The 14511-nt window shown below is 50.0% G+C and carries 11 protein-coding genes; 9 read left to right on the top strand and 2 right to left on the bottom strand.

What is annotated here, in order from left to right; all coding sequences use genetic code 11:
* Positions 1-93 precede the first annotated feature (93 nt).
* The 7 genes from JIG40_RS15110 to JIG40_RS15080 all read left to right on the top strand — a co-directional run bounded on the left by JIG40_RS15110 (position 94) and on the right by JIG40_RS15080 (position 8511).
* Positions 94-819 (top strand): response regulator transcription factor, encoded by a 726-nt coding sequence (locus JIG40_RS15110; protein ID WP_020327837.1) that lies wholly within the window; start codon positions 94-96, stop codon positions 817-819.
* Position 820: 1 nt separating this feature from the next.
* Positions 821-2275, top strand: a complete 1455-nt coding sequence (locus JIG40_RS15105) for an ATP-binding protein (RefSeq protein WP_020327836.1) — start codon at positions 821-823, stop codon at positions 2273-2275.
* Positions 2276-2351: 76 nt separating this feature from the next.
* Positions 2352-3599, top strand: coding sequence for an ABC transporter substrate-binding protein (locus JIG40_RS15100; protein WP_158151365.1), 1248 nt, complete (start codon positions 2352-2354; stop codon positions 3597-3599).
* 364 nt (positions 3600-3963) lie between these two features.
* The gene (locus JIG40_RS15095; protein ID WP_199465597.1) at positions 3964-5154 is read left to right on the top strand and encodes a S8 family serine peptidase; all 1191 of its coding nucleotides are present in this window, start codon (positions 3964-3966) and stop codon (positions 5152-5154) included.
* Between the two features lie 239 nt (positions 5155-5393).
* A complete protein-coding gene (locus tag JIG40_RS15090) occupies positions 5394-6395 on the top strand; it encodes a TRAP transporter substrate-binding protein (protein ID WP_032081811.1) in 1002 nt (333 codons plus the stop codon).
* Positions 6396-6471: 76 nt separating this feature from the next.
* Entirely contained in the window at positions 6472-7146 is a 675-nt protein-coding gene (locus JIG40_RS15085) for a TRAP transporter small permease (protein WP_020327832.1), read from the top strand.
* A 3-nt stretch (positions 7147-7149) separates the two neighbouring features.
* Positions 7150-8511, top strand: coding sequence for a TRAP transporter large permease (locus tag JIG40_RS15080; RefSeq protein WP_020429982.1), 1362 nt, complete (start codon positions 7150-7152; stop codon positions 8509-8511).
* Positions 8512-8795: 284 nt separating this feature from the next.
* On the opposite strand, the gene JIG40_RS15075 is transcribed toward JIG40_RS15080, so the two are convergent.
* On the bottom strand, positions 8796-10130 hold the full coding sequence (locus JIG40_RS15075; RefSeq protein ID WP_020327830.1) for a sigma-54 dependent transcriptional regulator: 1335 nt from the start codon (positions 10128-10130) through the stop codon (positions 8796-8798).
* A 1-nt stretch (position 10131) separates the two neighbouring features.
* On the bottom strand, positions 10132-11940 hold the full coding sequence (locus JIG40_RS15070; RefSeq protein ID WP_199465596.1) for an ATP-binding protein: 1809 nt from the start codon (positions 11938-11940) through the stop codon (positions 10132-10134).
* 522 nt (positions 11941-12462) lie between these two features.
* Between JIG40_RS15070 and tig the strand changes: the two genes are divergently transcribed.
* A complete protein-coding gene (gene tig, locus JIG40_RS15065) occupies positions 12463-13767 on the top strand; it encodes a trigger factor (RefSeq protein ID WP_158151362.1) in 1305 nt (434 codons plus the stop codon).
* A gap of 107 nt (positions 13768-13874) precedes the next feature.
* Entirely contained in the window at positions 13875-14501 is a 627-nt protein-coding gene (gene clpP / locus JIG40_RS15060; RefSeq protein WP_020327827.1) for an ATP-dependent Clp endopeptidase proteolytic subunit ClpP, read from the top strand.
* Positions 14502-14511: the final 10 nt, after the last annotated feature.

The raw sequence follows: 14511 nt of genomic DNA, 5'->3' as shown, positions 1-14511 counted from the left end.
TCTAGGATGAGGTCAAACTTTACATAAATATCAATAATCAAGTGAGAGCTTGATGGATACACTATCCAAAATCGTGGTTTCAATAGGTGGGGAATGGGAAACACGCACATTTTAGTCGTTGATGATGACAAGGAAATCTGTGAGTTGTTGGATGAGTATCTGACTAAATCCGGATTCAGTGTATCAACGGTTTCCGATGGACGGGCTCTGGCGCAATACCTTGATCAGCAAGGTTATCCGGATCTTGTGCTGTTGGATGTGATGTTACCGGGCGATGATGGCTTCACGCTGTGCCAGAAGATTCGGCGTGATTCCAATGTACCGATCATCATGCTGACCGCTGTGTCGGATGAAACGGATCAAATCATTGGTTTGGAAATTGGTGCTGATGATTACATCGCTAAACCGTTCAGCCCACGCCAGTTGATGGCGCGCATTAAAGCACTGCTGCGCCGAGTACAGGTGAGCGAAGAGAAGCCTGAAGAACAAACGCCGACACACATTGTCTTTGGTGATTGGCGTCTGAATACGTTGACTCACCGCATCGCGCATTTGGAACGGGAAGAGGAGCATGAGTTGTCGGGCAGTGACTATGTGCTGCTGATGTTGTTTCTCAATCGCCCTAATGATGTGCTGGATCGTGACACCATTTCCTTTGCAACGCGCGGGCGTGAAGCCTTACCGTTTGAACGTGGTATTGATGTGCAGCTGAGTCGCCTGCGCCAACGACTTGGCGAAAGTGCGCAGTACCCGAACTACATCAAAACCATGCGCGGCAATGGCTATATTTTATCGGTTCCGGTTCAGTTCGAGTATTAACATGCCCATTCAGCGCGTATGGAAACGCATTAAGCCCACTTCGCTGGTGGCCCGAACTTTGTTGTTGACGCTGCTGGCGGTGATGTTGGCTCAGGGTGTGGCAACCTCGATTTGGTACAGCCAGTCCAAAGCCAATGAACTTGAAGGGATCCGCTCCGCCTCCGCCAGTATGGCGGGGATGTTTGCCTCAACGGTAACCTTTTTTCAGTCTCTGCCCGTAAAGTATCGTCATATCGTGCTCGACCAGATCCGTAATATGGGCGGCACGCGCTTTTTTGTTTCGTTTAACAAGGAACAGCTCATTGTCGAACCGATTGAAGAGACCAGTCTGAAAGTCGCTTCGGTTGATGCGGTGCAGGAAGTGCTGCATCAAAAACTGACTAATGTCGGCAATATTCTGGTGGATTTCACCCGCCCGGAGAAGTTGCGCTTGCTGAAAAACGATATTTTCCTCAGCGATCTGCCGAAATCCTGGGCCTACCATACCCTGACGCTGGAACCACTTAATCCACCAGTGCTGGTGGTGCAGATAGAGCTCGGTGAACATGAGTGGATTTACGTCGCCGCGCTGCTACCCGCGCCCTACGTCAAACTTGATGACAACATTCTTGGTCGTGAGCAGATTTTGTTCCTGTTCTTCTCGACGACTATTTTGTTGCTGCTGACTTATCTGCTGATGCGACGTCAGGTTCGCCCGTTGAAGAATCTGGCCCGCGCGGCGAATGATCTCAGTATGGATATTGCCCAGCGCCCGTTGCGTGAAGAAGGCGCGAGTGAGCTGGTGACTGCAACCCGCGCTTTTAACCGCATGCAGCAGCGCATTCGCCGCTACGTGTCGGATCGCGAGCATCTCTTCGCTGCTATTTCGCACGATCTGAAAACGCCGATCACGCGTCTGCGATTGCGGGCTGAGCTGTTGGAAAGTGACGTCAAACGCGAGAAATTTAACCGCGATCTCGACGAGCTGGAAATGATGGTCAAAGGCGCGCTGCAATGTGTGCGTGACACTGAGCTGCATGAAAATAACGACTATATCGATCTCAATGAGCTGATTCAGAATATCGCGGAAGGGTATAACTTCGAACGTGAAACTGTGCATTTTACCCCGGTGAACATTGAACCTTTGGTGGCGAAGCCGCTGGCGATGAAACGGGTACTGACCAATCTGATTGGTAATGGCGTCAAATATGGTGATGAAGTTACCGTCAGCATCAATGAGACCGCTGAGTGGGTGGTGATCACCATTCATGATCAGGGCCCCGGCATTCCGGAGAACAAACTGGAAGCGGTGTTTGAACCGTATTTCCGCTTGTCGGATGACGGCGAAGGGCATGGCCTTGGACTGGGTATCTGCCGCAATATTCTTCACGGCCACGGTGGCGATCTGATCATCAGCAATTCACTGCAAGGTGGTTTGATTGTCCAAGTCTTTATTCCACCGACCATCGAAGTGTGACAAATCGCTTCGAAATGGACTGTATCAAGCGTTCCTAACGTCAGCCTTGAATCATAAAACCGAGTTGGACCTAACCATGAAGCTATCAAAAACCTTACTCGCGGCCAGTTTACTGTTTTCTGCCTCGCTGGCTTATGGCGGCGAAGTGGAAGTTCTGCACTGGTGGACTTCCGGTGGCGAGGCGAAGTCCAACGCAGTACTCAAAGAGATGCTGGAAAAGCAAGGCCATACCTGGAAGGATTTTGCTGTCGCAGGGGGCGGGGGAGAGAGCGCAATGACGGTGCTCAAAACCCGGGCTGTTTCCGGCAATCCTCCGTCCGCTGCCCAGATAAAAGGGCATGATATTCAGGAGTGGGCGAGCTTGGGCTTTCTGACCAACCTGAATGATGTAGCTGAAGCCGGAGACTGGGATAACATCATCCCGCCGATGATCACCAATGTGATGAAATACAACCATGAATATGTGGCTGTGCCGGTGAACGTCCACCGGGTGAACTGGATTTGGGCAAACCCTGATGTGTTCAAAAAGTCTGGTGCGGATATCCCGAAAAATCTCGACGAGTTCTTTGCTGCGGCAGAGAAAATTAAAGCCGCTGGGTTTATTCCGCTCGCCTATGGTGGTCAGCCTTGGCAGGACGTCACGGTATTTGAAACCTTGGCGCTGGATATTCTGGGTGCGCAGGATTACGTCAAAGCATTTGTTGATCTGGATATGGCGACATTGTCGGGTGACAAGATGGTTCAAGTGTTCACCCGATTTAAACAATTTCACCGCTATATCGATGCGGCGGCACCGGGGCGGGATTGGAACGTCGCTACTTCAATGGTGATTAATGGCCAAGCGGCGATGCAGATTATGGGTGACTGGGCAAAAGGTGAGTTCTCTGCGACGGGAAAACAACCTGGCAAGGATTATCTCTGCCTGCCAGCACTCGGTACTGCCGGAGAGTTTATTTATAACGTCGACAGCTTTGTGTTTTTCGAACTGAGCGACAAAGAGAACATTGAAGCGCAGAAAGCGCTGGCAAAAACCATTCTGGATCCGGAATTTCAGGAGGTGTTTAACCTGAACAAAGGTTCGATTCCGGTTCGAACCGACATGGATATGTCAAAGTTTGACCAATGTGCGATAGATTCAATGCGCGAGTTTAAGTCTTCCGCGAAGACGGGGGCACTGGTGCCGAGCATGGCACACGGTATGGCAACCACAAGTTATGCTCAGGCAGCGATGTTTGACGTAGTCAGTAACTTCTTTAACGATAGCGATGCCGATCCGCATGAAGCAGCGCAGAAATTGGCAAAGGCAGTCAAAGCCGCCATGTAGTGTTGGTGAAAGTTGATGTATAAACGCGTGTCCTGCACAAAGAGATTTACATCCTGACGAGAGGACAATTGTGGCTACTGGCATGTGATTTTTGGGCTAAAATTGTTGGTTGTTAACACATCATGGTGAACCCTTGATCTTTTTTGTCGATAGGGTTTACCACGATGGTTCCGGATTAAGTGCACTCTCCGCCAATACTCAGGTACTCGGGGGAGGCTTGGGTGAATAGCACGGGGGTGCGACTGAGTCAGCGAGTGGCTCAGAGGAGGGTGCACTTACCTTTTTCAAAGTCCGTCACTAAATAACCAATCTATCAATAGCATCTATAATTAAGCCACCTAACCAATAAAAAGTGAACTTAGTTATGCGCTCAACCACACTTTCTCTCACTCTTGTCGCAACTCTCGTCTCACCACTGGCCTGGTCTGTGATCAATCAGGGGATTGATTTGTCCGACCGTTACATCGTGATTCTGAAGAATGATGTCTCTCCCTCAAAAGCTGAAGAAGTTTTAGCCGCGATTGAGAACCAGAGAGGCGCAGTGCTGTTTCGTTACCAGAATGCGATTCAGGGTTTTGCGGTGCATATGCCGCTGACCGCGTTACAGGGACTGCAACATCGCTTTCCGGATATTGATTACATTGAACCGGATATGCTGGTTCAGGCGATGCCCAGAGGTGGAAAACCAAGCAACGGCGGCGATACCGGATCGTCAACTGAGCCTCCTCAGGTAACCCCTTGGGGTGTAACTTTCGTGGGAGGACCAAGAACGCTTAACTCAGCTAATAAGGCATGGATTATCGACACGGGTATTGATGCCAGCCATCCCGACTTAAATGTGGATGCCAGTCTGGGCATTAACTACGCGCGCGGCAAACCCAACCAAACATCCGATGGGAACGGACATGGCACCCATGTGGCGGGAACGATCGGTGCGATCAACAACCAAATTGATGTGGTCGGCATCGCCGCTGGCGTGACAGTCGTGCCAGTGCGAGTGCTGGATAACAACGGCAGTGGCAGCATGTCGGGGGTGATTGCTGGTGTGGATTTTGTCGGCCAGCAGTGGACGGACGATAATGCGCATGCTGGTGACTGTGTCAACATGAGCTTGGGTGGTTCAGGCACTTCTCAAGCGCTGGACAGCGCGATAAATGATGTAGCTAGTAAAGGCATTATTTTCTCGATTGCGGCGGGGAACAGTGGGACGGATATCTCCAACTACACGCCCGCGCAGGTGCAAAGAACTAATGTTTATACCATCGCAGCCATTGATAGCAGCTCCATTCCGCCATACTGGTCAAACTACAACACATCGGTAAGTTCATACACGGTCGGTGGCGTAACGATTCCGACTTACGTTGAATACGCCATGCCAGGGGTTAATATTGTGTCGACGCAGCTTGGGGGCGGAGTCACCAGCAAAAGCGGGACGTCGATGGCTGCCCCCCATTTCTGCGGCATGGTGTTGGCAGGCTATTTACCAGATGAAGCCAACCAACTGATTACGATTGGTGATAAAGAATACGGCATATCAGGCGAGCAACAACAATAACTCAACTGATTCGAAAACGGGTGGAAACTGACCCAAACGCCATTTTCTCATGGGTCAATTTCCACCCATTTTTAAGGGTATGAATTGAAACTCTTGTACTCATTTGCATGCTCAATAGCTGTAACTCTTTGTAAAATATAAAATGTTAACAGTTTGTAGCAAGTTGGCTTACTAATTGCTCCTACAGTTCATCCAGTACCCAGCGACGGGACTGATGAATCCAACCAAGGAGAATTATAATGTTAAAGCCTCTTACCCTGTTAACTGCCTCTATTCTTGCTGTCACTAGCTTCAATGCTGCTGCGAACAGTTGTGATCCGGGTGAAATCGTGATCAAGTTCAGCCACGTGACCAACACAGACAAACACCCGAAAGGGATTGCTGCCTCACTGCTGGAAAAGCGCGTTAACGAAGAGATGAACGGCAAAGCCTGTATGCAGGTGTTCCCTAACTCAACGCTGTACGATGATGACAAAGTACTGGAAGCATTGCTGAATGGCGACGTTCAACTGGCTGCTCCGTCTCTGTCTAAGTTTGAAAAATTCACCAAAAAGTTCCGCCTTTTCGACCTTCCGTTCCTTTTTGATGATGTTGATGCTGTAGACCGTTTCCAGAACTCTGATGCGGGTGAGAAGCTGAAAAATGCGATGAACCGTCGTGGCGTGAAAGGTCTGGAATTCTGGCACAACGGTATGAAGCAGATTTCGGCCAACAAGCCAATTCTGGTGCCTGCAGACGCGAAAGGTCTGAAGTTCCGTGTTCAGGCGTCGGATGTGCTGGTTGCTCAGTTCGAACAGTTGGGTGCCAACCCACAGAAAATGTCGTTTGCCGAAGTGTATGGCGGCCTGCAGACCAAAGTTATCGATGGACAGGAAAACACTTGGTCGAACATCTACGGTCAGAAGTTCTTTGAAGTACAGGACGGCATTACTGAAACCAATCACGGTATCCTGGATTACCTGGTGGTTACGTCAACCAAGTGGTGGGACGGCCTGCCAGCAGACGTGCGTGACCAACTGGCGACGATTCTGAAGGAAGTCACCGAAACTCGTAACGCGGAATCCAACAAAGTGGAAGAGCAGAACAAGCAATACGTCATCGAAGCGGGTGGTGTGGTGCGTGAACTGACTCCTGAGCAGCGCCAGCTTTGGGTTGATGCTCTGAAACCAGTGTGGAAGAAATTCGAGAAAGACATCGGTTCAGACTTGATCGAAGCCGCTCTAGCTTCGAACAACAAGTAATAGAAGTGGGCCTCATTGTATCGGGCAATGAGGCCATTTCTCACCATAATTAAAGCCTTATAGAGCGATGTATCACATGGAACAGTCATTCTTTTCTAAAGTCGGCAACTGGACCGATAAGGTCGAAGAGACGTTAATCGCCTTCTTCCTCGGTGCAATGACGTTGTTAACTTTCGTCAACGTTATTATGCGTTATCTATTCAACGACAATATTCTTTGGGCCCTTGAGCTTACCGTTTTCATGTTCGCATGGATGGTGCTGGTGGGCGCGTCCTACGGCGTGAAAAAGCACTTCCACATCGGTGTCGATGTGATGATTAACCTCGCGCCAGAGGGCGGACGCAAGTTGCTGGCACTGTTTGCGGTGGGGTGTTGTCTTGCTTTCTCTATTCTGCTGCTGATTGGCTCCTGGAATTACTGGTATCCGTTTGTTAGCGAGCGTGCCTGGTACGAAACGGACGATATTCCGATGCCGGACATGCTGCAGTTTTTAGCCGATTGGTTTAACGAGGGTGAAGCTTACGAAAAAATGCCGCGCTTCATTCCTTATATGGCGCTGCCGTTGGGTATGGCGCTGCTGACTTTCCGTTTTCTGCAAGTGGGTTATCAGGTGCTGACGGGCGAACTGGACCGCATCATTGCGGGTCACGAAGCAGAAGAAGATCTTGAAGCACTGAAAGAAGAGCTGAAAGGTGCGGGTGAAGCCATGATGGCAACGCCTGAATCGCGAGACAACGGTAAGGAGAAGTAAACCATGGCGATTTTGCTGTTATTTTTGATGGTGGTTGGCTTCATGCTTGCGGGCGTGCCGATCGCGGTTTCACTGGGTCTGTCCAGTATTCTGTTTCTGATGTGGCACTCTGAAGCTTCACTGGCTTCGGTGGCACAAACCCTGTTTAACGCCTTTGAAGGGCACTACACACTGCTGGCCATCCCTTTCTTCATTCTTGCATCCAGCTTTATGTCTACCGGTGGTGTGGCAAAACGTATTATCCGCTTTGCGATTGCGATGGTGGGTTGGTTCCGTGGTGGTTTGGCGGTCGCTTCAGTCGTCGCATGTATGATGTTTGCGGCACTGTCGGGTTCTTCACCGGCTACCGTGGTGGCGATCGGTAGTATTGTTATCGCGGGGATGGTGAAAAATGGCTACACCAAAGAATTCGCCGCAGGCGTGATTTGTAACGCGGGTACGCTGGGTATTCTGATTCCGCCCTCGATTGTGATGGTGGTCTACTCGGCGGCAACCAACGTGTCGGTTGGCCGTATGTTCCTCGGCGGCGTGATTCCGGGCCTGCTGGCGGGTCTGATGCTGATCATCGCGATTTACATCACTGCCCGTGTGAAAAATCTGCCTAAGCAGCCGTTTGTTGGCTGGAAAGAAGCGATGGCGGCCGCGAAAGATGCGAGCTGGGGGTTGCTGCTGGTGGTCATCATTCTGGGGGGGATTTACGGTGGTATCTTTACGCCAACCGAAGCGGCGGCGGTCGCGGCGGTGTACTCATTCCTGATCGCCAACTTTATCTACCGCGACATGGGACCGTTTGCCGACAAGACCAACACCAAACCAGCGATCGTCAAAGTGTTTGAGTCGCTCATTCACAAAGATACCAAAGCCACGTTGTTTGATGCCGGTAAGCTGACCATCATGCTGCTGTTCATCATCGCCAACGCGCTGATTCTGAAACACGTACTGACTGAAGAACGCGTACCGCAGATGATCACGGAATCGATGCTGTCGGCAGGCTTAGGCCCGATTACCTTCCTGATCGTGGTGAACGTGTTGCTGCTGATTGGTGGCCAGTTTATGGAGCCATCAGGCCTGCTGATCATCGTGGCACCGTTGGTCTTCCCAATCGCAATCGCTCTGGGCATCGACCCGATTCACCTTGGCATCATGATGGTGGTGAACATGGAGATCGGCATGATAACTCCGCCGGTCGGGCTCAACTTGTTTGTGACCGCCGGGGTGGCGAAGATGTCGATGATGAACGTGGTCAAGGCGGCTCTGCCATGGGTTGGCGTTATGTTCCTGTTCCTCATCATCGTGACGTACGTGCCATGGGTATCAACCTGGTTACCGACCATGCTGATGGGGCCGGAAATCATTACCAAATAACAGCATGTTGCTGTGATTTAAGAAAAGTCAGACTACCTCTCTCACAGGCTTGCCCGGGTTTCTACGTGAATCCGCCAAGCCTGTTCTTCGTTCATAGAAGCGCCATTTGATTTGTTTTACCCGTCGATCAACGCTGACGCGTTGTTCTTCACAATACACGCCGTCGATCAGTATTGTTTCTGTTACACAGGGTAAGCGAAGTTTCCTACTCATTTCCCACATCCTTGTTGCACAGATGCCCATCAAGTTTATACGAGCAAGGAAGGGAAAAAGGGCAGGTATGCTCAGGCTTTGTACATCTCTTTATCAATGCGGTATTTCTGCATTTTGTCGTACAGCGTTTTGCGCGGGATCGCCAACACTTCCATGGTGTGTTTGATACTGCCATTGCACTCGACCAGGGCTTTTTCGATGGCGACTTTTTCAAATTCAGCCACCTGATCTGCCAGGCTGAGCGAAGCGGCGGCAGGGGCGTCATCCAACTGAGCGAGTTTGCCCAGCAGCACAAAACGCTCCGCGACATTGCGCAGTTCTCGCACATTTCCCGGCCAGTCATGATTCATCAGCGTCTGTAAATCCTGGCTGGCAAGCGATGTGGCGGCTTTGCCATAGCGTGCCGCTGCCACAAGGAGAAAATGATGGAATAGCGTTGGAATGTCCTCTTTACGTTCACGCAGTGGTGGTAAATCGAGCGTGACGATGTTGAGACGATAGTAGAGATCCTGACGAAAAGTGCCTTCCATCGCCGCTTGCCTCAGATCGACTTTGGTGGCGGCAATCACACGTATGTTGAGAGGGATCAGCTCGTTCGAACCGACCCGTTCAATGACGCGCTCTTGCAGCACACGCAGTAAACGGATTTGTGCTTGCATCGGCATCGATTCGATTTCATCAAGGAACAGTGTGCCGCCTTGTGCATGTTCAAACTTACCGATGCGTTTGGCATCGGCACCGGTAAATGCGCCTTTCTCATGACCATAAAGTTCACTTTCAATCAGGTTTTCCGGTACCGCGCCGCAGTTCACGGCGACAAAATTCTGCTCACGGCGCGAGCTCTGTTCATGCAGAGAGCGGGCGATCAATTCCTTACCCGTGCCTGTTTCGCCAAACAACAGAATGTCAGCATCGGTATCGGCGATATGGGCGATGGTGTCACGCAACTCCTGAATGCTGGCGGTTTCACCAATGATGCGGGGGCCGAGTGTCTGACTGGCTTTCAGACTGCGTTTGAGCTGCTGGTTTTCCAGCATCAACTTGCGTTTTTCCATCGCCCGGCTGACGGTTTCCATCAAACGCTCCGGGGCAAAGGGCTTTTCGATAAAGTCATACGCACCATCGTGCATCGCCTGTACGGCCATCGAAATATCGCCGTGCCCCGTGATGAGTATGACAGGGACATCCGCATCCTGATGACGAATGGTGGACAGCAGATTCTGGCCACTCAACCCGGGCAGACAGATGTCAGTCACCACGACCAAAGGCAAACCATCCTGCTTTATCGCCAATAAGGCCTCTTCTGCGCTGGCAAAAAAGCGTGCGTTGATCTCAGCCAGTTCGAAGCTTTGTTCAATGGCGATGCGAATATCGGACTCATCATCGATAAAAAAAACGTCGCACATACTACTTTCCTTGCATTATTTCTGTTGCCGGCGCGGTCAATGGAGGCAAATGAATGGTAAAGCGCGCGCCGCCGAGTGGCGAAACCGACGCAGTCAGGTCGCCATTCATACTTTGTATAATTTGTTGGGAAATGGACAAGCCCAGTCCCAGACCATTTTGCTTGGTGGTGAAAAACGGTTCGAACAGATGCGCCATTTTATCCTGACCAATGCCCGGGCCATTATCGTCGACATGAATCAATGTGCCATCGCTATCACTGAGTAATGTCATGGCCACTTTACGCGACTCTTGGCCATCAAGCGCCTGCATCGCGTTGGTCAGCAGATTGATCAGTACCTGTTCCAACTGAATCGGGTTGACGCTGGCCCACACAGGTTCCTGCGGCGTCTGAATGTTGAGCTCGATATAGTGCGACTTAAACTGTGGCTGCATCAGTTCTTTGGCATACACCACAATCGGATAGATCTGAACGTCCGCTTTCTCATCGCTGCTACTTTTGCGCGCAAAAGACTTAAGCTGCTCACTGATTTTGGCCATACGTTCAGTCAGGGCTGAGATGCGGGCAAGGTTCTCGTCTGTACGTTCTGATTTGCCATTGGCAAGAAAACGTCGGCCGTTATCAGCAAAACTGCGAATTGCGGCCAACGGATTATTCAGTTCATGGCTGATACTGGCGGACATCTGACCGAGTACCGCCAGTTTGGCCGCCTGAATCAACTCATTTTGTGTTTGGCGCAATGCCTGTTCAGTGCGAATTCGCTCGTCAATTTCGGCGTGCAGTTTGGCGGTACGTTCCATCACCAGGAATTCCAGCTTTTGTTTGGCTTCCACTTGCAACTGTTCGATCTGGCGCTGACGAACCTGGCGATGATGGGCGAGCAGTATCGCCAGATAAACGATGGCAAATACCATGGTGAGGATCATGACAAAGCCGAATACATCCCAAAATACGTTCATCTTCGGAGAGAGTACCCGAATAGTCAGATCGGGCATACTGAGTTGGCGACTGGACACAATAAAGTCGCCCTTAATCCAGCCCATTCGATGATTGAACCACTCGGTTTCCTGCGCGGAAAAATCGCCAGTGAGTCCGAGCGAGGCGATAGGTTTGTCGAGGTATTGCAAACTGCTGCGAATTTGATCCCGGGTGGTATCACTCAGATTACCGACGCTTTTAAATAGCCATGAGGGTTGGCTGGACATAAACACCACCTGATTGGTGTCGGTGGCGACAAAATAACTGCTCTGGCTTTGCCAGTTCTCCTCGATAGCGGACAGATCCATTTTGACGACCACGACCCCGAGAATTTCTGCCGCGTAAACCACTGGGTAGGCGTAATAATAGCCGCGCTGACCGGAAGTCGAACCGAGGGCAAAGTACTGGCTGTCAGCCCCCGCTATCGACTGATAGAAGTAGGGGCGCCAAGCAAAGTTACGACCGATAAAGGAGCGGTCTAAGTTCCAGTTACTGGCGGCGAGCGTATTACCGTATTGATCGAGCAGATAGGTGTCCGCGGCCTGAATCACATCGTTCACTTGTTCCAGATAGCGGTTCGTTACTTCGATTTGCGCCGTGTTGGCCGGATGCAGCAGAGCGTCAACCAATTCCTTATCTTTAGAAAGCAGGCGCGGGATGTGGGCGTATTTGTCCAGCTTCGCGGTAATCAGGCTGGAGAACTTATCCAGCTGAGATTGATGATCGAGCAGCAAACTCTGATATTGATAACGCCAAACCAGATGCGCCGACATGACCGTGACGACGACAAAGACAATAAAAAACAGTACGCTAAGCCTGCGAATCGACCACATCCTGATCTCTCAACTCATCCAAATCCCTGACACCGCTTCATGATACTGGGAGTTCCGCTTGCCGTGCTTAAAAAGATGACAAAATGAGAGTGCAAAACAAGAGCAAGATCTCTTTTTGAGCTTTTGAGGAAAAAAAAGCCTCGATTCCCTTGAAAAAGCCTATATTGTCCCCATTTCAGAGCCATCGACACTTTGTGTTTGGTGGATTTTTTAGCACTTGGTTGAGTTTTTAGGACATTGACCTTTCCCTGACGGGGGATTAGCTCGACAGCGAATCCTCAGGTCGGTAGAATGTTGCGTCTAAATTTTTGTCCTGAGACTAATCAGAGATACCTTTCTTCGGCCAAAATCGTCAAAGATATCACTCATTAGTCCGGTATTCAGGCCGACTGAGCTTTTGAATATCGATGCTCAATATTTACAGTTAAGTGCTCTTTTGAGTGCAACACAAGGATGCAGCCGAAACCTGGTTTTGGCTCATGACGCTCAGGAACCCTGAGCCAGTTTTGAGGTTTATAAACAATGCAAGTTACTGTTGAAACGCTAGAAGGCCTAGAGCGCCGTCTGAATATTACTGTTCCAGCTGCAAACATCGAAGATGCCGTGTCAGCTGAACTACGCAACATCGCGAAAAACCGTCGTTTCGATGGTTTCCGCAAAGGCAAAGTGCCAATGAAGATGGTTGCTAAGATGTACGGCAAAGCAGTGCGTCAAGATGTTCTTGGTGAAGTTATGCAACGTCACTTCATCGAAGCTATCGTAAAAGAAAAGATCAACCCAGCTGGCGCACCAACGTTCGTACCAGTAGAAGTGAAAGAAGGCGCAGATCTAGTCTTTACAGCAACTTTCGAAGTTTACCCAGAAGTTGAACTGAAAGGTCTGGAAAACATCACTGTTGAAAAACCAGCTGCAGAAATCACTGAAGCAGACGTAGCTGAGATGCTGGAAACTCTGCGTAAGCAACAAGCAACTTGGAAAGAAGTTGATGAAGCTGCGGAAGAAGGCAAACGCGTTTCTATCGACTTCGTTGGTTCTATCGACGGTGTTGAGTTCGAAGGTGGTAAAGCTGAGAACTTCCCTCTGGAAATGGGCGCAGGCCGCATGATCCCAGGTTTTGAAGACGGTATCGTGGGTAAAACCAAAGGTATGGAATTCGAAATCGAAGTGACTTTCCCAGAAGATTACCACGCTGAAAACCTGAAAGGTAAAGCGGCGAAATTCGCAATCAAAGTAAACAAAGTAGAAGCTCGTGAACTGCCAGAACTGAACGACGAATTCGTTGCTAAGTTCGGTGTTGCTGAAGGCGGCGTAGACGCACTGAAAGCAGAAGTTCGTAAGAACATGGATCGCGAACTGAAGCAAGCAATCAAAGCGCGTATCAAAGAGCAAGCGATTGAAGGTCTGGTAAAAGAGAACGACATCGATGTTCCTTCTGCACTGATCGACCAAGAGATCAACGTTCTGCGTCAGCAAGCGGCACAACGTTTCGGCGGTAACATTGAAGCGGCTAGCCAGCTGCCACGTGAACTGTTCGAAGAGCAAGCAAAACGCCGTGTAGTTGTTGGCCTTCTGCTGGGTGAAGTGATCAAAGCTGAAGAACTGAAAGCGGATGAAGAGAAAGTTAAAGCGCTGATCGAAGAGATGGCGACTGCTTACGAAGATCCAACTGAAGTGATTGCTTACTACGAGCAAAACGAGCAAATGATGAACAATATGCGTAACGTTGCTCTTGAAGAGCAAGCGATCGACGCGATCATTGCTAAAGCGCAAGTAACTGAGAAAGCCATTAGCTTCAATGAGCTAATGAACCCACAAGTTGCTGCTTAATAAGCAAGTTGTAACGTAGAAAGGTTGACGACACGTCGCCTATTCTGCTAACAATGGTCCGTGTGATTACCCATCATCCGGGCCATTTATTTTAGGGACATAAGACTATGAGCTACCAAGAAAAAAATGCAATGTCGCCAATCATTGACGCGCTAGTACCCATGGTGGTGGAACAAACTTCTCGTGGTGAGCGTTCTTACGACATCTATTCTCGCTTGTTAAAAGACCGCGTGATTTTTTTAACGGGGCAAGTAGAAGATCACATGGCAAACCTTGTCGTGGCTCAGCTGCTTTTCTTAGAATCTGAAAACCCTGATAAAGATATTTTCCTGTACATCAACTCTCCGGGTGGCAGTGTGACTGCGGGTATGTCGATTTACGATACCATGCAGTTCATCAAACCAAACGTGAGCACACTGTGTATCGGACAAGCTTGTTCAATGGGCGCATTTCTGCTGGCTGGTGGTGCACCAGGTAAGCGTTATGTTCTGCCTAACTCACGTGTCATGATTCACCAGCCTCTGGGCGGTTTCCAAGGCCAGGCATCAGACATTCAGATCCATGCTCAGGAAATCCTGACCATCAAAAACAAGCTGAATCGCTTGTTGGCAGACCACACAGGTCAGCCTCTTGATGTGATCGAACGTGATACCGACCGAGACAATTTTATGTCGGCACAACAAGCAGTAGACTATGGTCTGGTGGACGGACTTTTGACCCATCGCGGCGAGTAATCGAGCGGGA

It is taken from the genome of Vibrio sp. bablab_jr001, assembly GCF_016464285.1.
Classification (GTDB): Bacteria; Pseudomonadota; Gammaproteobacteria; order Enterobacterales; family Vibrionaceae; genus Vibrio; species Vibrio fluvialis.
Note: the sequence above shows the minus strand (reverse complement) of the source record. Positions and strands in the feature narration are given on the sequence as shown.